Below are 20,471 nucleotides of genomic sequence, written 5' to 3'. Positions count from 1 at the left end.
TAGGATGAATGAATATTGTTCAGAATGATTGCTGAGGTGATGATAGAATGCGAGGAAGGAATAATAAAAAGTCGCAAAAGGTAGTACATTTATTTCAAAAACGGTGGGTATTTCCGGCACTCTATATTGCATGTGCAGCGGTAATTTTGACGGTTGCATTATGGTTCCAGGCAGCGAACCAAAAGAAAGTACCGAATAAAGAGCAAGCCGCTCCGTATAGTCAAACGGAAAATCCAGCAGTACCAGTAACAAAATCTTCAGAAGTTGTGAAAATGCCAGCTGCAACGAATGTAGATGTTGTAGTACAGAAGAAGTTTTATGAAGATGGAGCAGCAGAGAAGGAGCAAGAACAAGCACTTGTCTTTTATAACAACACATACTCTCCTAACAAAGGCATCGATCTTGCAGCGAAAAATGGGAAAGAATTCGATGTTACAGCTGCTTTAAGCGGTAAAGTAGTAAAAGCGGAAAAAGATTCGCTTCTTGGTTATGTCGTAACAGTTGAGAACGGAAATGGTCTTACAACATCTTATCAAAGCTTAGGCAGTGTACAAGTAGAAAAAGGTGCACAAGTTGCACAAGGTGAAGTATTAGGAAAATCCGGCCTAAGCGCAATGAATAAAGAAGCAGGCTCTCACGTACACTTTGAAGTACGTAAAGACAATGTCGCTGTAAATCCAGAGCGTTACTTGAACAAACTTGCGACAGATGTAAAAGCAGAAGTGGGATCCGCAAAATCAACAAGCGGCAAAGCTGATGAAAAGTCGCAAAAAGAAGAGAAATCAACAAGTGGCTCGGCTGATGAAAAATCGCAAAAAGAAGAGAAATCAACAAGTGGCTCGGCTGATGAAAAATCGCAAAAAGAAGAGAAATCAACAAGTGGCTCGGCTGATGAAAAGTCGCAAAAAGAAGAGAAATCAACAAGTGGTTCTACAGAATCATCTAGTGATCCTTCTTCTACACAGGAGTAGTAAAACAGAAAAATCAGCTCTCATTAAGGGAGTTGATTTTTTTATTTCTATATAAAAATCATTCATTTTAAGAGATAAAATCGTAATAACAAGGAAAATGGACGAAATTCTCGAATATATATTAAGAAAAGGAGGGGATTCTATGTCGTTTTTGTTTGTTCTGTCGATTGCTCTTATTTTAGTTTTTGTTTTATTTACTTTATATTATTACATTGCCAGTAAGAAAGAAGTTCCCCACCATCAATTAATAGAGGAAGAATGTGATGCTGAAGAATGACGCCTTTGACAAGAGGCGTCATTTTTTATTCTCGCAAGGACGCTTATTTAGTGAAAAATGTAATTGTTAACGTATTTCTCACACAAAATGTAATTTTTTTTGAACTTAGTCCGTAAAAATACCGAACTTATAGCATATATCAGTAGTGCGAGCAATACAATGATTATAAACCAATGCAAAGAGAGTGTTTGAGGTGAGAAATCGTGAATCATTTCATTATAAATACCAGAATGTTTAACGCTTACAAACAGCACTCGAATTTACTTCTTAGTCATATGCAGCGAGTCTCATTTCACACTTCTCACATCCAATTTAGGGAGGCGAGTGGTGTGCACGATTACATCAAAGAGAGAACTATCAAGATTGGCAAGTATATCGTGGAGACAAGAAAGACAGTTCGCGTGATCGCAAAGGAGTTTGGGGTATCAAAGAGTACAGTTCATAAAGATTTGACAGAACGTTTACCAGAAATTAATGCAGAGCTCGCAAATGAAGTGAAAGAAATTCTGGATTATCATAAGTCAATCCGCCACTTAAGGGGCGGAGAAGCGACAAAGCAGAAGTACAGAAAAGAAGATGTAGAAAAGCCTGTGCGACAATAAAGGGGTAAATGGCAAACATTCCTTGCGGATAACGGAAGATTTTTCGGGAAAATTATCTTTTCAAATATTACGTTTCCGTTAAATTTATGATAAAATCAGAAATTAGGTGCAAAAGTATTCGGGTACAACCTGATTTTAAATATCAAGGAGGAAACACAGGAATGTTTGCGAGAGATATCGGCATTGACCTAGGCACGGCTAACGTTTTAATTCATGTAAAAGGGAAAGGGATTGTTCTAAACGAACCGTCTGTTGTAGCAATTGATCGTAATACTGGTAAAGTATTAGCGGTAGGTGAAGACGCAAGAAGTATGGTAGGACGTACACCTGGTAATATTATAGCGATTCGTCCGCTTAAAGATGGTGTAATTGCAGATTTCGACATTACAGAAGCGATGTTAAAGTATTTCATTAACAAACTGGACGTGAAGAGCTTCTTTTCAAAACCTCGCATTTTAATTTGTTGTCCAACAAATATCACATCTGTAGAACAAAAAGCAATTCGTGAAGCTGCTGAACGCTCAGGTGGTAAAACAGTATTCTTAGAAGAAGAACCAAAAGTAGCTGCTGTTGGTGCTGGAATGGAAATCTTCCAACCGAGCGGAAATATGGTTGTTGATATCGGCGGAGGTACAACAGATATCGCTGTCCTTTCAATGGGTGATATTGTTACCTCCTCCTCTATCAAAATGGCCGGCGACAAGTTTGATATGGAAATCTTAAACTATATTAAACGTAAGTATAAGTTATTAATCGGGGAACGTACATCAGAAGATATTAAAATTAAAGTCGGTACAGTATTCCCAGGTGCACGTAGTGAAGAACTTGAAATTCGCGGACGTGACATGGTAACGGGCTTACCACGTACGGTTACAGTATGTTCAGAAGAAATTACAGAAGCATTAAAAGAAAATGCAGCTGTCATTGTACAAGCTGCAAAAGGTGTATTAGAGCGTACGCCACCAGAACTATCTGCAGACATCATTGACCGCGGCGTTATCTTAACAGGCGGCGGTGCATTATTACACGGTATCGATATGCTTCTAGCTGAAGAATTGAAAGTACCAGTATTAATTGCTGAAAACCCAATGCACTGTGTTGCTGTTGGTACAGGCATTATGTTAGAGAATATTGATAAATTGCCACGTCATATGTTGAAATAGTCATATAAAGGGTAGTGAAAGTGCGAAGGGAATATTTCCTTCGCACTTTTTTGTTGGTAAAAGGAAGTGAGATGTTAATTAATAAATTGGACAATAAATGTTACAGCGGTTGCATAGTTTGTAAATGAAAATTATGATATAATCACCTTTGTGAACTTCGTGTGAACTTAATGTAAATTTCTTGTAAATTTATGTAAGATTTGAGTGCTTCCCACTACTCATCAGTATAGGAAAAGCTCTAATATAAATATATTTATCAACTAAATAATTATGAAATAATAATGGTAATTCATGGGGGGAAGGATTATGAAAAAAGTTATTACATATGGCACTTTCGATTTACTGCATTGGGGACATATTAATTTATTGAAGAGAGCGAAAGATTTAGGGGACTATTTAATTGTTGCTGTTTCTTCAGATGAGTTTAATAAATTGAAAAATAAAAAATCGTATCATAGCTATGAAAAGCGTAAAATGATTTTAGAAGCGGTTCGTTATGTAGATGAGGTAATTCCTGAAAATGATTGGGAGCAAAAAGTAGAAGATGTTGTTAATCATGATGTAGATACTTTTGTTATGGGTGATGATTGGGAAGGGAAATTTGATTTCTTGAAGGAACACTGTGAGGTTGTTTATTTACCAAGAACAATTGGGATTTCTACTACTAAAATTAAACAGGAGCTAGTACTAGTTGCTAGGTAGTATAGTATGTTTCGAGAATTTATTATAACAGTATACCTCATTCTATTCAAAGTTCTATTTAATATAGCAAAGTTATTTCCTCTTAAAAATAAGATAACTTTTATTATGTCTTATGGGGAAAATCTTATTTTTATATATGATGAAATGAAGAAGCAACAGATAGATTGTGAAGTTGTTTTTTTGTATAAATCAACTTGTAAGTATGAAGTGAAAAGTTATTCAGATGTAAAATCATTTGCATTTGAGACTAAAAATATCATACAAACGATACAATCAATATATCATTTAGCAACATCTCAACATGTTATTATTGATAATTATTTTGGATCATTATCAACAGTCCGATTTAAGAGTGGAGTACAATGTATCCAACTTTGGCATGCAGCAGGTGCCATCAAAAAATTCGGATTATTAGCGCCTTCTTTTAAAAAGCGTAGTACATATGCCCAAAATAGATTTTTAAGGGTATATAACAATTTTCATAAGATTGTTGTTGGATCAGATTCATTAGCAGAGATTTATATAAATGCATTTGGAGTAACAACAGAAAATATATTAAAAACAGGTATTCCACGTACGGACTTGTTTTTTAATAAAAATGATCAAAAACAGATTATCCGTAATCTTGTGCGTAATAACCCAAACTTAAAAAAGAAAAAAGTAATTTTATATGCTCCAACTTTCAGAGATAAGGAGCTAGAAGATTTTGATTTACATTTAAATATTAATGCAATGTATGAAGCTTTAAAAGACGAATATATTCTGGTTATTAAACTCCACCCCGCTATTAGGAATAACTTGGAACACAAAGAAAGGTATAAAGATTTCTTGTATGATTATTCTTTATATCCTAATATAAATGATTTATTTCTAGTGACAGATATTTTAATAACAGACTATTCCTCTGTGCCTTTTGAATTTTGTTTACTACATAAACCAATGATATTCTTCACATATGATTTAAAGAAATATGCGAAGAAAAGAGGGGTCATTGGAGATTTCATGTCAGATGCCCCTGGACCTGTTGTGTATAGTTCCACTGAAATTATTGAGGCGATACAAAAGCATTCGTTTGATATTAAAAATTTGGAACAATTTAATGCACGGTGGAACCAATATTCAAATGGTAATTCAAGTAGGAATTTAGTGAATTACTTATTTGATCGAAATGAAAGTGAGTTCTAAGCTATGGCATAAGTAGTAAATGGAAGAGGCTAAGTGAGATTTGTGAAAATTACTTAGCTTTTTTATTTGTGTAAGTCCTTTGTTAGTGTGGTAATTTATAAAACGGTTAATCGTAGTTAGAAGGTGATTAATAATAATGAGTATAATCAAAAGGATAAAAAATCATCGAATCGTAAAGGTTGTTTGTAAAATGATATTTGTTACTTGTAGCCATTTACCTGTTCGAAAAAAATTGGTTATTTTTGAAAGTTTTTCTGGTAAACAGTATAGTTGTAATCCGCGTGCGATATATGAGTATATGAAACAGCAAGATGAAGGATTCCATATGGTTTGGAGTGTGAATAAAAATTATACAGCAAATTTTAAAGAGGCAAACATTCCGTATATTAAGCGTTTTTCACTTCGCTGGTTTGTTTTAATGGCACGTGCGCAGTATTGGGTTACAAATAGTAGGATGCCATTGTGGTTACCTAAACCGAATCACACTACTTATGTACAAACTTGGCATGGTACACCACTAAAGAAATTAGCCATGGATATGAAGGAAGTTCATATGCCAGGAACAACTACGGAAAAATATAAGGAGAATTTTAAAAGAGAAGCACAAAATTGGGATTATTTATTATCGCCCAATGTATATTCCACAGAGATTTTCCAAAGAGCATTTCAATTTAAGAAAAATGTAGTTGAAGCAGGATATCCTCGAAATGATTTTTTATACGTAAATAATAATTGCAAGAAAATTGAAGAGTTAAAGAAAAAGAATGGTTTACCTGTGGATAAAAAAGTTATTCTATATGCCCCAACATGGAGAGATAATCAATTTTATAGTAGAGGGCATTATAAGTTAGACTTGCAATTGGATTTAAGTCTTTTACAACAAAATCTAAGTTCTGACTATATTGTTTTATTAAGGATGCATTATCTAGTAGCAGAGCAATTTGATTTAACACCTTATAAAGGATTTGTTTATGATTTTTCCCATCATGTTGATATTAATGAATTATATGTGTTAGCAGATTTGCTAATAACAGATTATTCTTCTGTCTTTTTTGATTATGCAAATTTGAAAAGACCTATAATTTTTTATACGTATGATATTGACTCATATCGTGATAAATTAAGAGGCTTTTATTTTGATTTAGAAAAGGAAGCCCCTGGACCAGTTGTTTCGACAAATGAGGGTGTATTAGAAGAGATTATGAAGTTCGCAAGGAATGGATTAGGCGAATTTGAAAAAAAATATGATGCTTTCTATAATAATTACTGTTATTTGGAAGATGGTTTTGCATCTAAACGTGTAGTAGAGAAAGTATTTTTTGGAGAGGCACAATAAAATGAATGCAATGATTATGGTATTAAAAGAACAGATAAATAGTCTTTATTTAATTAAACGTCTGTCTATTTATCAAGTTAAAAGTACAAATAAAGATAACTATCTAGGCATTGTTTGGGAAATGTTAAACCCTTTAATTCAAATGAGTATTTATTGGTTTGTTTTTGGAATTGCAATAAGAGGCGGTTCAGCTGTTAATGGCGTTCCGTTTGTTTATTGGTTGATTTCTGGTGTATCGGTATGGTTCTTCATTAATCCTGCAACTTTGCAAGCTTCTAAATCTATTTATACAAGATTAAATATGATTTCAAAAATGAGTTTTCCAATGAGTATTATTCCTAGTTATGTAATTATGTCTAACTTATATCAACATTTAATATTAGTAGGTATCGTTACTTTTATATTTTTAGTATCGGGTCAAGGGATTTCAATCCATTATATTCAATTGATTTATTATATGTTTGCTACAGTTATGATCATTTTTGCATTTTCTTTAATTACTTCTACATTAGCAACAATTGTGCGTGATGTACAAATGATGGTGCAATCTTTAATGCGGATGCTACTCTATTTAACTCCTATTTTATGGACGCCAGAGAAGTTACCGCTCGCTCTACAAAAGATTATGCAACTTAATCCATTATGTTATATTGTGGAGGGTTATCGTAAAGCCTTTTTGGGTACAGGTTGGTTTTATGAAGATATAAAATATACGCTCTATTTCTGGGGCATTGTGTTCGTTATGTTATTGATTGGTACAGCAGTACATGTGAAATTTAGAAAACATTTTGTAGACTACCTATAATGAGGATTGTAAAAAATGAATTATTCAGTGAAGTTTCATAATGTAACAAAAAAATATAAAATGCATAGTAAAAGTTCTGATAAATTAAAGGATATTATGTATCCTGGCGGATTTGGTGAAGATTTTTATGCGTTAAGAAATTTAAGTTTTGAGGCTCAAAAAGGTGATGTAATAGGTATTATTGGCGTAAATGGATCTGGTAAATCAACAATGTCTAATTTAATTGCTGGTATTACACCACCTACAACAGGAACTATTGATATAGAGGGAAAAATAGCACTTATTGCTATAGCTGCCGGACTTAATAACCAATTAACGGGTCGGGAAAATATTGAATTGAAATGCTTGATGATGGGATTAAGTAAAGAAGAAATTCAAGCATTAACACCGGAGATTATCGAGTTTGCCGATATTGGCAAGTTTATTGATATGCCTGTAAAAAAATATTCTAGTGGTATGAAATCTCGTCTTGGTTTTGCAATTTCTGTGAACATTAATCCAGACGTTTTAGTTATTGATGAAGCATTGTCAGTAGGTGATCAAACATTTACAGATAAGTGTTTAAAGCGAATGAATGAATTTAAAGAACAAGGGAAAACAATCTTTTTCGTGAGTCATTCATTAGGACAAGTGAAACAATTTTGTACCAAAGCATTGTGGCTGGAATATGGTGAAATTAAGGATTATGGGCCTATGCAAGATGTAATGCCTAAATACGAACAGTTTTTAAGAGAATACCGTGCTATGAGTAAAGAGGAGCAACAAAAGTTCAAAGAAGAAGCACAACGAAAACAGGCTGGTGAGGAGATTGAGAAAAAAGAGGCTGAAAATATAAACATCGAGTCGCCTGTATACGAATACGGTGCATTAAAACGAAGAAAAAGTAGTAAAAAGAAAAAAAATGTAATTGCTATGGCCGGATTAGCTTTATGCATAGGATTAGGCAGTACAGCTTACTTGAAAAAAGACTTGTTATTTCAGTCCCCACAAGCGGAAGCAGTAAGTAAAAAGAAAATGGTATCTAGTGAAAAGAAAAAAACTCCACTAGCAGAATTAGATGTGCGATATGTGAAGTCAGCAAAAGCACGTATCAGAAGTACGCCAAATTTAAATGGTGAGCAAATAAACATGATCGAATTTGGTACACCATTTATTGTTAAGGCACAGCAAAAAGATGAGGAAAACGATATAAATTGGTTGAAAATGGTATATGAAGATGGGACAGAAGGCTGGATTAGTGAGAGTGTGTCTAGTACGATTCCTTTTAACTCAGCTTTACATTATGAGGATCTCTTTAACAATTTAAAAGAGCTATCAGGCTCAAAACAAGATTTTGAAAGTGGGATATCTTTATTAGGAAAAACGCAACAAGATGTACAAAATATAATGGGAAAGCCGCAAAATATTGAAAGTTTATTGGAAGGCACAGTGAATAGTTATAAAAATATCACTGTTCTATATAACAATGAGACCACTGTAAAACAAGTGACAATGCAGAATATGTCTATCCCTAAAGCTGCGATGTTGGAGAAGTTAGGTCAAGCACAATTAATAAGTGAAGACGGAGCATCGTTTATATATCGCTCTGATAAATATGACTTTAAATTCTTATCCATAGACGGTATAACTGTTAATCAGTTATCTGTATTTTTACATGTTAATTAAATGAAATGAAGTATTTATATGGTTCCGGTAGAATTAAACCCTTCGTACATCGCTCATAATTGAGTTATAACATACAGATTACTTAGAAGTCTAAGGTGCGTAGCGTCTATTTAACTATATCAATTTAATCCGTTGAAATGCTGAGGAAAGAGTGAAGCGAATGGTAGAATCCTCTGGAAAATTAATTGCTAAAATGCGAATAACATCGTTTAAGAAGAGAAAAGAAAAGTGGCAATTTGCTATTAGAATAAAATGTACAGGTAAATGTGAGACACAGGATGTAACTTTAAAAAAAAGGGGAGAAGATAAATTTTATCATCTCCCGTATCAAGAAAGTAATGTAAATGAATTTGAAAAAAAGATTGTCTTCGAAGTAGAATTGAGTCAAATTGAGCTAGGTCCATTTTTTTGGGATTTTTATGTGCATTTGAAATCTGATGAACTTAAAAGTTATCGAGTTAAACATCCTAGCTATATTGTTAATAAAAAGATAAACAATCGCTTACAGCGTGACCATCATACTGAAGATGGGTATGTAGTGTATCCATATGTGACTGTTAAAGGTGGACTCAGTTTACAATATCGAAAAAAGGGAACTTATGACCAGTTAAAATATACCTTGAAAGAAAAGTTGGCATTAATGATATACTATGCATTCAAATGGTATTGGGATCGAAGAGGCATTGTATTAGTATATGAGAAATTTAGTCAAACCGCACAAGATAACGCTTATTATTTCTTTAAATATTGCTATGATCATAAGCAAATTCCTAACCTATATTATGTAATTAATAAAAAATCCCACGACTATAAGATGCTTGAGCAATATGAGGATAAAGTTATTGATTTTATGAGCATTAAGCATATGATTTATCTCCTTGCTAGTACATTTATGATATCTTCTGAGTCAAAAGCACACTGTTATATATGGAAAGAAAACAGAGGAACGTTAAAGAAAGTTATTCATGATAAAAAACACGTTTTTTTACAACATGGTGTATTAGGCTTGAAAAAGGTAGATTCAATTTTTAAAAAAGGTAGTCCCAATGGAACGAATCTATTTTGCGTATCTTCCGCATACGAAAAAGAAATTGTAAAACAATTTTTTAATTATACAGAAGATGAAGTCATTGTGAGTGGATTAGCAAGGTGGGATCATTTGCAAAATAGGAGCGGGAAGCGAAAGCAAATTCTATTGATGCCGACATGGCGTGAGTGGCTAGATGAAGTATCAGAGGAAGCGTTTTTAAATAGTCAATTCTTTAGGCAATATGAAAGGCTACTAAATGATACAAAACTAGCTGAACAATTAGAGAAAAATAACATTATATTAAAATTTTGTATGCATCCAAGAATTCATAATTCTATTCATTATTTCCGATGTCGTACCCCGAATGTACAGTTTGTTAAATATGGGGATATAAAAATTAATGAGTTGATAATGGAATCTTTGTTGCTTATAACAGATTATTCTAGTGTTTCTTGGGATATGTACTATTTAAAAAAGCCAATTATTTTCTTTCAATTTGACGGTATGGTAAATGGGTATTTAGATGTAGAGCATGACTTGTTTGGAGATAGGTGTGACCATGTAGAGAAGCTAATACCATTGCTAACCTTTTATATAAATAATGGATTTAAGGAAAAAGAAAAGTATACATTGCTTAGAAATCGCTTATTTTCATATGTCGATCAAGATAATTCAAAGAGGATTGCGGAAGGGCTATTTGAAAAAGCTAATCAATTAAAGTAATAGCTGAAGATTATGTGGTTAATGGATAAATTGAACTGTTAGTAGAAGAAAGGAGAGAGAAAATTGAAAGTCAAATTGTTACTAGAAGAAATAAACAATATTCCAAAGGGAAATGTTAAGTTAGATATTTCCGTGAAAACAGATGGAAAGATTGAAGAAATTTATAAGAGAATAAAGGGATTATTTATTCAAAAAGGAAGTTTGAAAAAGCAATTATTGTCATCTAGCGCAGAATTTCATGAAGATAGAATGGTATATACGTTACCAATTTCTGAGCTATCAAAAATAATGAATTATGGAAAATTAAATCTTTGTTTACAATTAGATCGAGACATAATGTTTATCCCTATATATAACAATATAAAGGAAGACTTCTATATATGTCAAAAACAAACGGTATTTCAATTGAATACTAGTGATTCGATTGAAAAAGTTGTTGAGTTTAGTAGAAAAGATTCCGTAAGTATTAGCGTTTCTGTAACTGAAGTTAGTGAAAATAAAGAAAAAGACCTCCTAATACTAGGGGATTTTTCACCAGAGTTTAAACGTAAGGAAGTATGCTTAAAAGAGTTGTTCTTGAAAAATAACCTTACAAACGAAGTTAGGAAACTAATTGATTTAAAAGTGAACAATCATACAAATGAATATCAAGCAATATTAAAGTTACAAGATAATCCACTATATGATGGCAATTGGGAAATGTTTTGTTCAGGAACCTTTAATGATAAGCCTATATCAATAAAGGTTAAATACACAAAAGTAGATGAAGTAGTGGGTAGTTATTTTAGTAATCGTGATCAATTATACTATCATGTGTTTTCTTGTAATGATAAATATGAAGTAGTTATGAATATTAAAAAGAATACAGAACAAATGGTTTCTACTCAAATTGACAATATAGAATTGGATCAAAATAAGTTAATTATTGAAGGCGAAGTTCAATTTTTAAGCTCCATAGATACGGAAAATCAAAGAGCAGAGTTGTTGTTTATTCACCGAGATACCAAAAGAGAAAAATCTCATTCTATTTCTGTAACAGACAAATATTTTGAATCAATTGTTGATTTTGGAGAAGAGAATATCTTTGAAGAAAAAGGAATTTGGGATGTATTTATAAGCTTTGAAATACAGGAGATCAGAGGTAAAGTCAAATTAGATGTAGGTTCTAAATCGGATTTTGTGATTATTCCTAAGACAGTTTACAATCAATCTAGTGGTATAAAGAGAATTCGACCATATGTGACTTTAGACAATAGCCTAGCATTATTGATTAGAGATGAAGGAGTATATTGTGATGTAATCAGTGTTGATTATGAGGCTAGTAATCTGATAGTAAAAGGATTTGTAGACATTCCAGATATTGATTATGTTGTAAAAAACGTGTATCTGTATGAAGAGTCTCTCGAATTGAAAATAAAATGTATAAGTGAGTTTGTAAAAGAAGATGAGGGATATTATTTTAATAGTTCATATAATTGGAATGCATTCGATATTAAGCGCTATGGTGAATTGAATTTAAAGCTTATGATCCATATTGAGAGTAATGGGCATAGTATTGAATTTAGTTTGGATTCTAACTTAGACGATATAGATAATAAAGCAAAAGCAATTATCTATCCGCCATTAAACCAAAATATCAATGGGTATCCAATGCAAATTCAGCCATATTACACAAATCAAAATGAATTATCGGTAGCTGTACAAAATTCGTTACAAGCATATTGTATTACAGTTGATTCCAGAAGAGATAATATAGACCTTGTTATTGGTTCAATAGTGGAAGAGCAATTTGAAGTTCGAGATACAAGGTTAATCTTTAAAGAAAGAACAACAGGTCAGACTTTTATACAAAATGGTAAGCAAAATAAGTTGAATGAGTATCAATTTCATATTGATAGATCCCTTCTACAAACAAATGAAATTTATAATACAGGGAAATGGGATATTTGTTTTGCTGCAAAAGTTAATAATAATGACATTACAACGAAGGTATCGTGTAATGATATAAACATCATAAATCAAAATGCAACTTTTAAGTCGAACGCAATAAAAGTTGGAAGTGATTTATATGGCTCTATATTCTTTGATAAAAAGAGTAAGGTGATGTCGTTTGAAACGCGAAACTTAAAAGCACATGAGAAGAAAAAGGAAAAAGTTCGATTCTTAATGGCTAAAGGGATTGCTAAAGTATGGAGCAAATTTAGGAAGAAGCCAGTATGGCTTATCGGGGAGAATTTAGGAGAAGTTGCGCAAGATAACGGATTTGCCTTTTTTGAATCATGTGTTAAGAAGAATGTTTCAGAAGACTATTATTATGTAAGTAAAGCGGAAAATAAGAATATGGATAATCTAGAGCCATATAAAGATAGGGTTATTCGCTACGATAGTTTTAAACATCTTTGCCTATATCATTTAAGTAATTACCTTATTGTAAGTCATGGAATTCGAGATGTTATTCCAAATATTGTTCATCCTAAAATGGGCAGTAACACAAAGCCAATTATTTACTTACAACATGGTATTATTGCAATGAAAAAGTTAGAGTTCAATAGAAAATCGTATAATGGGATGATTAAAAAGTTTGTTGTTTCTTCTATGCATGAAAAGAACATTTTAATAAATGAAATGAATTTTAAAGAGAAGCAAATAATGACTACAGGTTTAGCGCGATTTGATTCGCTAGTAGATAAAAGTAAGAATAAAAAGACTAGGGAAATTCTCCTTATGCCTACATGGCGAGAGTGGATAATTGGCTCAAAAGAAGGGTTTTTAGAGTCGGACTTCTTTGTATACTATCATGGGTTATTACAAGATAAAAGATTACATGACTTGCTCGAAAAAAATAATTTAGTACTCAAATTCTTCCCTCATATTGAAATACAAAAGAAGTATAAGGATGAATTCGCAAACTTAAATGAAAGAATACAAGTTGTTAATCTTGGTGAAGAGAGTGTAAAAGAACTGATTCAAAATAGCTCTTTAATGATTACGGATTACTCAAGCGTTGTCTTTGATTTTAATTACTTGAAAAAGCCAACAATCTTTTATCATTTTGATGTGAATGATTATTTGAAACACAGAGGGTCTTATGTAGATTTAAATAAAGATTTAGTTGGAGATATAGCATATAAAAAAGAAGAAGTAATAAAATACATTAGCGAATACGTTAAGAATGATTTTAAATACAAGTCTCAGTATCTTATTAAATCTAAAAAGTATTATGCTTACGATGATGAAAAAAACTTTGAACGAATTTATAAAGAAATAAAAAAAATATCAAATGAAAAAATAAAGAAATAGTGAGGTATAGAAGGATGAAAATTACTTTCCTTGTATATAATATTTACGGAATGGGAGGAACTGTAAGGACAGTTGTGAATACTGCTAACTATTTTGTCTCTCAAAACTATGATGTAGAGATTGTAAGTGTTAGAAGAACGAGTGCAAAACCGATGTTTGATATTGATAAAAAAGTAAAGCTTACTCCTATTTTTGATGCTAGAAGAGGAAAGTTATTCGGAAGAAACACACCTCTGTATCAGAAAGTAATAAAGAAAATTTTAATGAAAATGCCTAGTTTTTTCATAGATAAAAGTGAAGATTTATATCATATGTTTAATCTTTTTGTCGATTTTAAAATTATTGCTGCGCTAAGAAAGATTAATGAAGGCATTTTAATTACAACAATACCTTCATTTAATATCTTAGCAGCTAGATTTGTAAGTAATAATGTAATCAAGATTGGTCAGGAACATAAGTATTTTGGTGGCCATGAAAAATGCTTACAAAATAAAATTGAAAAATATTATGGGAAATTGGATGCTTTAACATGCCTAACAGATTCAGAAATTAACGACTATCAATCACTATTAAAGGGAACTGGAGTAAAGTTATATAAAGTAGAAAATGCCACAGCAATTCCTGAAGAAACAGCTGAATTGGACAAAAAAGTAGTAATTGCTGCGGGTAGATATGTACCTCAGAAAGGTTTTGATCTTTTAGTCCCTGCGTTTGCTAAAGTGATAGAAAAATATCCGGATTGGAAGCTGAAAATATTTGGTTCGGGAGAAGATGAACAACTTCTTCGACAACAAATTTTTGATCATAAAGCTTATAATAATATTTTCTTAATGCCAAAAACGAACGATATTATTGGTGAAATGCTTAATTCATCAATTTATGTTTTAAGTTCTAGATACGAACCTTTTGGCATGGTTATAATTGAGGCCATGTCAGTAGGGGTTCCTTGTGTAAGTTTTGCATGTACAGGACCTGTCGAAATAATAAAAAATAAAGAAGATGGCTTACTTGTAGAAGAAGGAAATATTGATGAACTTGCTAATTCGTTAATGACCTTAATGGAATCCGATGAATTAAGAAAAGAGTATGGTCGTAAGGCTAAACAGAATGTTGACAGATATACTTTTAATGTTGTTGGTAATAAGTGGGAAAATATTTTAGAAGAGCAAGTGCAAAAAAAGTTAAAACAGAGTAAAAAGGTATTATCGGGGATATCGATATAATATTCTATTGATTTTGTATTAGTAATATTTGTAGTCATAGAATAATAGTGTCGAAAATATTAAGAGGTAAAAATCATAAAATTAAAATAGGGAATATATAAATGATTTATTTTGCATTGTAATTAAATTGTTTGATATTTTTTATAGTAGGTAAATTTATGGTTTATATAAATATGTTTTAGAATACTAGGAGGGTTATCAGTGAAAAAAGTAAGAAAAGCCATTATTCCAGCTGCAGGATTAGGAACGCGATTCCTACCAGCAACGAAAGCAATGCCAAAGGAAATGTTACCGATTGTTGACAAACCAACTATTCAATATATTGTTGAAGAGGCAATTGAGTCCGGAATCGAAGATATTATTATTGTAACGGGAAAAGGAAAACGAGCAATTGAAGATCATTTCGATCATTCTTTTGAGCTAGAACAAAACCTACTTTCAAAAGGGAAATATGAAATTCTTGAAAAAGTACAAGAATCTTCAAAAATCAATATTCATTATATTCGTCAAAAGGAACCAAAAGGTCTAGGACATGCTGTTTGGTGTGCTCGTAAATTTATTGGGAATGAACCATTTGCGGTACTACTTGGTGATGATATTGTTCAAGCGGATACGCCATGCTTACGTCAATTGATGAATCAATATGAGAATACACAATCATCAGTAATTGGCGTTCAAACTGTTCCAGAGAATGAAACACATCGTTATGGCATTATTGATCCGTTAGAACAAAAGGATCGCAGTTATCAAGTGAGTAAGTTTGTTGAAAAACCAGCTAAAGGAACAGCACCATCTAATTTAGCAATCATGGGACGTTATGTGTTAACGCCAGAAATCTTTACGTTCTTAGAAGATCAACAAACAGGAGCAGGTGGAGAAATTCAGTTAACGGATGCGATTCAGCGTTTAAATGAAATTCAGCGTGTATTCGCATACGATTTCGAAGGAAAACGTTATGATGTTGGAGAAAAGCTTGGTTTCATTCAAACAACTATTGAAATGGCATTGCAGCATGAAGAGTTAAAGAAAGAGCTACTAAATTATATGGAAAAGTTAGTAGAAAATGAAAAGGTTTGTAACTAATTTTTAACGATACAAAAAAGAACTCAAGTCTATTTTATTAGAAGTGGGTTTTTTTTTGATTTCAGCCAATATGTTTGGGGAAAGTTAAGTCTAGGTTAGTTTTGAAATTGGATTTTCTAAGGTTATTTCCCTTTCAGTAATCTTTGAAAGGGGATAATATTGTTTCATTTATTCATAAATGATTGCAAGTTACTTATAGTAGGATACTATTGTTTATTTTTAATAAGGGATTTTAATCCTATAATGTAACAATTGTTTTTAAAACTTTTTATAAGAGCAGTTGCCGGACATGTAGATACCGTCACAAAAATTAAATTTGGTAATATGTATATGACTATCCGATCTTTACTTCCTTGAAATAATTATTTATGAGATTATGTGTGAATTTATATGAAGGGAATTGAATAGGGTATTCTAGGGGGAGAGTGAATTGGACGTATAAATTTATATTGACGGGGGTATTATCAAGAACTAAAATGAATAATATATGAGTATATTATGATTAATGAAACAAAACGTTTGTTTTGCTAATCAAATTTATACTTGAAAGGCTCAATTTTCTTATCTTGTATTAAAATATGTTGAATATATATATAATAATTTAAGTATACACGTTAACGCTAGGATAAAAATGTACAATTTTGATTGATTCTGTACATTTTTAAATAAGTGGAGATGTGTATATTCGTATGTTTATTTGTAAATATATTCAGATGTAAATTAAATGATGTTGTTTAATATACATGTAACTTCATTTTGAATCAATTAAATAATAGTGGAGGGGAAGTATGGAGAAGGAAATAAATTTAAAAAACTTGTTTAATATTATAAAAAGAAGATTTTGGATTATTGCAGTACTCACCATATTGGCCGGATTCGTTGGTGGGATATACAGCTTGTTTATGAAAACACCTTTATATTCGTCTTCCGCAAGGATCCTTATTCCGGCAAATGCTGAAGCAATGGGTACACTTAAAGTGATGATTAAAGAACCCGTTGTTTTAGAAAAAGTAGCTCAGCAACTAAATTTACAAAAATCAGCGGGCGCATTAAGCGGACAGATAAGTGTTGGAAAGGTGGAAGAATCGCAAGTTGTCATTATAACAGCTTTAGATACTAATCCAGTGCAGGCTGCCAAAATTGCTAATGCTACAGCAAATGTTTATAAAGAAGAAGCAAAATCTGTTATGAATTTCGGAAGTGTTCGTGTCTTAACAGAAGCAAACGAGAAAGGAAATCCTTCACCAGTAAACTTAAATCATACAGGTGCAATAGAACTGGCCATGGCTGCTGCATTTCTATTGGGTATAGGGCTCGTTTTCTTATTGGATTCCCTTGATGACACGGTTAAGTCGGAACGTGATATTGAAAAGTTACTACCGATCCCTATTTTAGGAAGTGTTTCTCAAATGAAAAAAAATAATATATTAGATAAAAACAGTAAGAAAGAAAGTGTAATCGTAGGAGGGAAAACAGTTGATTCTTAATAAAAAACAAAGTCGACCTCTTGATAATAGTGATTTGATTGCGCATGTAGCTCCGAATTCGAAGGTTGCTGAGGAATATCGAACAATTCGTACCAACCTTCAGTTTGTATCTGAAGCGGATAAAAAAAGAACTATACTAATTACTTCTCCTGGATATGGGGAAGGGAAAACCATTACTGTGGCAAATTTGGCGGTTTCTATGGCTCAGCAGAATGAAAGGGTCTTAGTTATTGATGCGGATTTAAGAACTTCAGAACTACATAAAATTTTTGAAATAGAAAATAAGTCGGGATTAACAAATATTCTAGAGGGAAAGGCAACGCTAGAGAAGGTGGTAATTCAGACGAAAATCAAAAATGTACATGTTCTAACAAGTGGTTCTGAAGTTAATAATCCAGCTGAGCTGCTTAGTTTACCAGCTATGCAAGATTTAATTAACAAAGTAATAGAACAATATGACGTTATTTTATTTGACTCTTCCCCCCTTCTGGAAGTAACAGACACAAGTATACTAGCTAGTCAGTGTGATGGTGTATTGTTGGTATTAAGTTGCAATCGAACTGCTAGTGAAGCAGTAGTTGAAACAGAAAGGGTACTAGGTTTAAGCAACAGTAGGCTTCTAGGAGCTATTTTGAATAAAAAGGTATAAGAGGTTTATTCAAATTAGTCATGCAGGCAATGCTCATACATTACTTTTTAGCCCATAGGGTAAGGAGGAAGGACATTCTTCGGTAGAGAATGAAAGGTTACCTATAAAAAAGTATCGGATACGGTGATGTCTCCTTACCGCTACCAATGGAGGCACTCGATTGTGCTGTGGGTTAAAAGACCTTAGACGTTAGTCGTCAAGAGCGTGATGTGAGGGAGGGTTAAATGCCCGTATTTATTTGAAGTTTCTGTCTAGAAAGTCTTTTTAAAGGATCTTGTAGACAGGAACTTTATATGAGTTATGCATTTATTTCCTTCCTTAAACCTTTAGTTTTATATATATAAATAAAAATGTTAGTTGTAAAAAATTGAGAGAGGGGCTTATTATGACGTATCATCAAAGGTTGTTTCTATTAATTTTAATAGATTCCCTAATTGTATTAACCACGATTTTCTTTAGTTGCTTTTTAGTAAGTGCTGATTTCCATGTCATAACATTGCCTATTGTAGTAAGTGCGGTGACTTTGCTTCTTAGCCATCATATTTTTTCTTTTATTTATAAGCTGTATAAAAAAGCATGGGAGTATGCAAGTATAGGCGAACTACTCATTGTTTTGAAAGCAGTTACACTTTCTATTATCACAACAGCAGTAGTGCAACAAATATTGCTCCATGATATTTATTTCCGTCTACTTGCTGTCACTTGGATGATCCATGTTTTATTAATCGGAGGATCACGTTTTTTATGGCGGATGTTCCGAGATACTTATATCCAAAATAATGACAACAAAAAACGAACATTAATTATTGGTGCAGGTTCTGCAGGTACAATGGTTGTACGGCAGCTGTTGAATAATAATGAGACAGAATTACTACCAGTTGCGTTTATTGATGACAATATAAAGAAACACGGACTGGATATACTTGGAATACCGGTGGTTGGAGGAGTGGATCGTATTGAATCTACTGTTCAGCAATTGGGCATCGACAGTATCATAATAGCAATTCCTTCACTTAGTAAGGAAAAATTAAATATGATTTTCCAAGAGTGTTCTAAGACAAAAATGAAAACACAAATTCTTCCGATGCTAGAGGATTTAATGACTGGAAAGGTTTCCGTAAATGAATTTCGTGATGTTCAGGTAGAAGATTTATTAGGGCGTGAGCCGGTTGAATTAGATATTGAAAGTATTTCAGATTTTATAACGAATAAAGTTATTTTAGTAACTGGTGCAGGTGGCTCAATTGGGTCTGAAATTTGTCGTCAAATCGCACATTTTAACCCAAAACAATTGATTTTATTAGGCCATGGTGAAAATAGCATCTATTCCATTGAAATGGAATTAAAAGAGCTATACAGTGATACCGATATTATTTTTACTACAGAAATTGCTGACGTACAGGATGATATGAAAATGATGTCAGTCATGGGTCAATATCATCCTCAAGTTGTTTATCATGCTGCCGCACATAAGCATGTACCCTTAATGGAGCGTAATCCTGAAGAAGCGATAAAAAATAATTTGATCGGGACAACAAATGTAGCAACAGCAGCAAGTTGGCATGGAATCGAGACGTTTGTAATGATTTCTACAGATAAAGCTGTGAATCCTACGAGTGTAATGGGAGCGACAAAAAGGCTTGCTGAGATGGTAATCCAAAACTTAGACAAAACAAGTAGTACGAAATTTGTGGCTGTACGATTTGGAAATGTATTAGGAAGCCGTGGTAGCGTTATACCACTTTTCAAAAAGCAAATTAAGCAAGGGGGACCAGTGACTGTCACTGATCCAAAAATGATTCGTTACTTTATGACAATTCCAGAAGCATCTAAACTTGTAATACAAGCCGGGGCATTAGCTAAAGGTGGGGAGATATTTGTTTTGGATATGGGTGACCCTGTCAAAATAGTGGATCTTGCGAAAAACTTAATTACATTATCAGGACATTCATTAGATGAGATACAAATAAAGTTCACTGGAATGAGACCTGGAGAAAAGCTTTTTGAAGAGTTGTTAAAAAAAGAAGAAGTACATGAGCAACAAATACATCCTAAAATTTATATAGGTAAAAGGTCAGATCTTTATATAAAAGAAATCGAAGAAATTATTAACACGTATCCTAATATGGAGAAATCCGAGTTAAGGGAACAGATATTAAATTTGGCAAATAGACGTACCGTTCCGAAAAACATAGTGTGAATGTCAATTTGAGTACGTGTGTGTAGATACGTATTTTACTATTTAGAAAAGCAAATTGGTTAAACAGATT

General features: G+C 32.6%; 16 protein-coding genes. All 16 read left to right on the top strand.

All coding sequences use genetic code 11. The features are described from left to right. Positions 1 to 47: 47 nt before the first annotated feature. Complete coding sequence (spoIIQ, locus tag ACX5JI_RS15755; RefSeq protein WP_459501972.1) at positions 48 to 971, top strand: stage II sporulation protein SpoIIQ; 924 nt, start codon at positions 48 to 50, stop codon at positions 969 to 971. 142 nt (positions 972 to 1,113) lie between these two features. Further along, positions 1,114 to 1,248 carry an ABC transporter ATP-binding protein gene (locus ACX5JI_RS15750; protein WP_459501971.1) on the top strand — a complete coding sequence of 45 codons (135 nt, stop codon included), beginning with the start codon at positions 1,114 to 1,116 and terminating at the stop codon, positions 1,246 to 1,248. A gap of 329 nt (positions 1,249 to 1,577) precedes the next feature. After that, on the top strand, positions 1,578 to 1,850 hold the full coding sequence (gene spoIIID / locus ACX5JI_RS15745; RefSeq protein WP_000544009.1) for a sporulation transcriptional regulator SpoIIID: 273 nt from the start codon (positions 1,578 to 1,580) through the stop codon (positions 1,848 to 1,850). A 161-nt stretch (positions 1,851 to 2,011) separates the two neighbouring features. Continuing rightward, on the top strand, positions 2,012 to 3,013 hold the full coding sequence (locus tag ACX5JI_RS15740; RefSeq protein WP_459501970.1) for a rod shape-determining protein: 1,002 nt from the start codon (positions 2,012 to 2,014) through the stop codon (positions 3,011 to 3,013). A gap of 306 nt (positions 3,014 to 3,319) precedes the next feature. After that, complete coding sequence (tagD, locus tag ACX5JI_RS15735; RefSeq protein WP_459501969.1) at positions 3,320 to 3,715, top strand: glycerol-3-phosphate cytidylyltransferase; 396 nt, start codon at positions 3,320 to 3,322, stop codon at positions 3,713 to 3,715. Positions 3,716 to 3,721: 6 nt separating this feature from the next. Further along, a complete protein-coding gene (locus ACX5JI_RS15730; protein WP_459501968.1) occupies positions 3,722 to 4,900 on the top strand; it encodes a CDP-glycerol glycerophosphotransferase family protein in 1,179 nt (392 codons plus the stop codon). 136 nt (positions 4,901 to 5,036) lie between these two features. After that, positions 5,037 to 6,236, top strand: coding sequence for a CDP-glycerol glycerophosphotransferase family protein (locus ACX5JI_RS15725; protein ID WP_459501967.1), 1,200 nt, complete (start codon positions 5,037 to 5,039; stop codon positions 6,234 to 6,236). Position 6,237: 1 nt separating this feature from the next. After that, complete coding sequence (locus ACX5JI_RS15720; RefSeq protein WP_459501966.1) at positions 6,238 to 7,041, top strand: ABC transporter permease; 804 nt, start codon at positions 6,238 to 6,240, stop codon at positions 7,039 to 7,041. A gap of 15 nt (positions 7,042 to 7,056) precedes the next feature. Continuing rightward, complete coding sequence (gene tagH / locus ACX5JI_RS15715; RefSeq protein ID WP_459501965.1) at positions 7,057 to 8,706, top strand: teichoic acids export ABC transporter ATP-binding subunit TagH; 1,650 nt, start codon at positions 7,057 to 7,059, stop codon at positions 8,704 to 8,706. 160 nt (positions 8,707 to 8,866) lie between these two features. Beyond that, positions 8,867 to 10,459 carry a CDP-glycerol glycerophosphotransferase family protein gene (locus tag ACX5JI_RS15710; RefSeq protein WP_459502043.1) on the top strand — a complete coding sequence of 531 codons (1,593 nt, stop codon included), beginning with the start codon at positions 8,867 to 8,869 and terminating at the stop codon, positions 10,457 to 10,459. 63 nt (positions 10,460 to 10,522) lie between these two features. Further along, complete coding sequence (locus tag ACX5JI_RS15705; protein WP_459501964.1) at positions 10,523 to 13,759, top strand: CDP-glycerol glycerophosphotransferase family protein; 3,237 nt, start codon at positions 10,523 to 10,525, stop codon at positions 13,757 to 13,759. Between the two features lie 14 nt (positions 13,760 to 13,773). Continuing rightward, positions 13,774 to 14,982 (top strand): glycosyltransferase family 4 protein, encoded by a 1,209-nt coding sequence (locus ACX5JI_RS15700; RefSeq protein ID WP_459501963.1) that lies wholly within the window; start codon positions 13,774 to 13,776, stop codon positions 14,980 to 14,982. A 201-nt stretch (positions 14,983 to 15,183) separates the two neighbouring features. After that, positions 15,184 to 16,065: a UTP--glucose-1-phosphate uridylyltransferase GalU gene (gene galU, locus ACX5JI_RS15695; protein ID WP_459501962.1), complete on the top strand. Its 882-nt coding sequence runs from the start codon at positions 15,184 to 15,186 to the stop codon at positions 16,063 to 16,065. 788 nt (positions 16,066 to 16,853) lie between these two features. After that, positions 16,854 to 17,552 carry a YveK family protein gene (locus tag ACX5JI_RS15690; RefSeq protein ID WP_459501961.1) on the top strand — a complete coding sequence of 233 codons (699 nt, stop codon included), beginning with the start codon at positions 16,854 to 16,856 and terminating at the stop codon, positions 17,550 to 17,552. Then, entirely contained in the window at positions 17,542 to 18,201 is a 660-nt protein-coding gene (locus ACX5JI_RS15685) for a CpsD/CapB family tyrosine-protein kinase (RefSeq protein WP_459501960.1), read from the top strand. Before ACX5JI_RS15690 ends, ACX5JI_RS15685 begins: the two co-directional genes overlap by 11 nt. A gap of 385 nt (positions 18,202 to 18,586) precedes the next feature. After that, entirely contained in the window at positions 18,587 to 20,401 is a 1,815-nt protein-coding gene (locus ACX5JI_RS15680; protein ID WP_459501959.1) for a polysaccharide biosynthesis protein, read from the top strand. Positions 20,402 to 20,471 lie beyond the last annotated feature (70 nt).

The sequence above is a fragment of the Bacillus sp. C1 genome (genome assembly GCF_054570475.1).
This window is presented reverse-complemented; position numbering and strand designations above follow the sequence as displayed.

Excerpts from the sequence above, each read along its gene's own strand:
- ACX5JI_RS15750 (WP_459501971.1), top strand. The coding sequence starts at position 1,114 with ATGTCGTTTTTGTTTGTTCTGTCGATTGCTCTTATTTTAGTTTTTGTT.
- ACX5JI_RS15700 (WP_459501963.1), top strand. The coding sequence starts at position 13,774 with ATGAAAATTACTTTCCTTGTATATAATATTTACGGAATGGGAGGAACT.
- tagH (WP_459501965.1), top strand. The coding sequence starts at position 7,057 with ATGAATTATTCAGTGAAGTTTCATAATGTAACAAAAAAATATAAAATG.
- ACX5JI_RS15710 (WP_459502043.1), top strand. The coding sequence starts at position 8,867 with ATGGTAGAATCCTCTGGAAAATTAATTGCTAAAATGCGAATAACATCG.
- tagD (WP_459501969.1), top strand. The coding sequence starts at position 3,320 with ATGAAAAAAGTTATTACATATGGCACTTTCGATTTACTGCATTGGGGA.
- ACX5JI_RS15725 (WP_459501967.1), top strand. The coding sequence starts at position 5,037 with ATGAGTATAATCAAAAGGATAAAAAATCATCGAATCGTAAAGGTTGTT.
- ACX5JI_RS15680 (WP_459501959.1), top strand. The coding sequence starts at position 18,587 with ATGACGTATCATCAAAGGTTGTTTCTATTAATTTTAATAGATTCCCTA.
- ACX5JI_RS15740 (WP_459501970.1), top strand. The coding sequence starts at position 2,012 with ATGTTTGCGAGAGATATCGGCATTGACCTAGGCACGGCTAACGTTTTA.
- spoIIQ (WP_459501972.1), top strand. The coding sequence starts at position 48 with ATGCGAGGAAGGAATAATAAAAAGTCGCAAAAGGTAGTACATTTATTT.
- ACX5JI_RS15690 (WP_459501961.1), top strand. The coding sequence starts at position 16,854 with ATGGAGAAGGAAATAAATTTAAAAAACTTGTTTAATATTATAAAAAGA.
- ACX5JI_RS15720 (WP_459501966.1), top strand. The coding sequence starts at position 6,238 with ATGAATGCAATGATTATGGTATTAAAAGAACAGATAAATAGTCTTTAT.
- ACX5JI_RS15730 (WP_459501968.1), top strand. The coding sequence starts at position 3,722 with ATGTTTCGAGAATTTATTATAACAGTATACCTCATTCTATTCAAAGTT.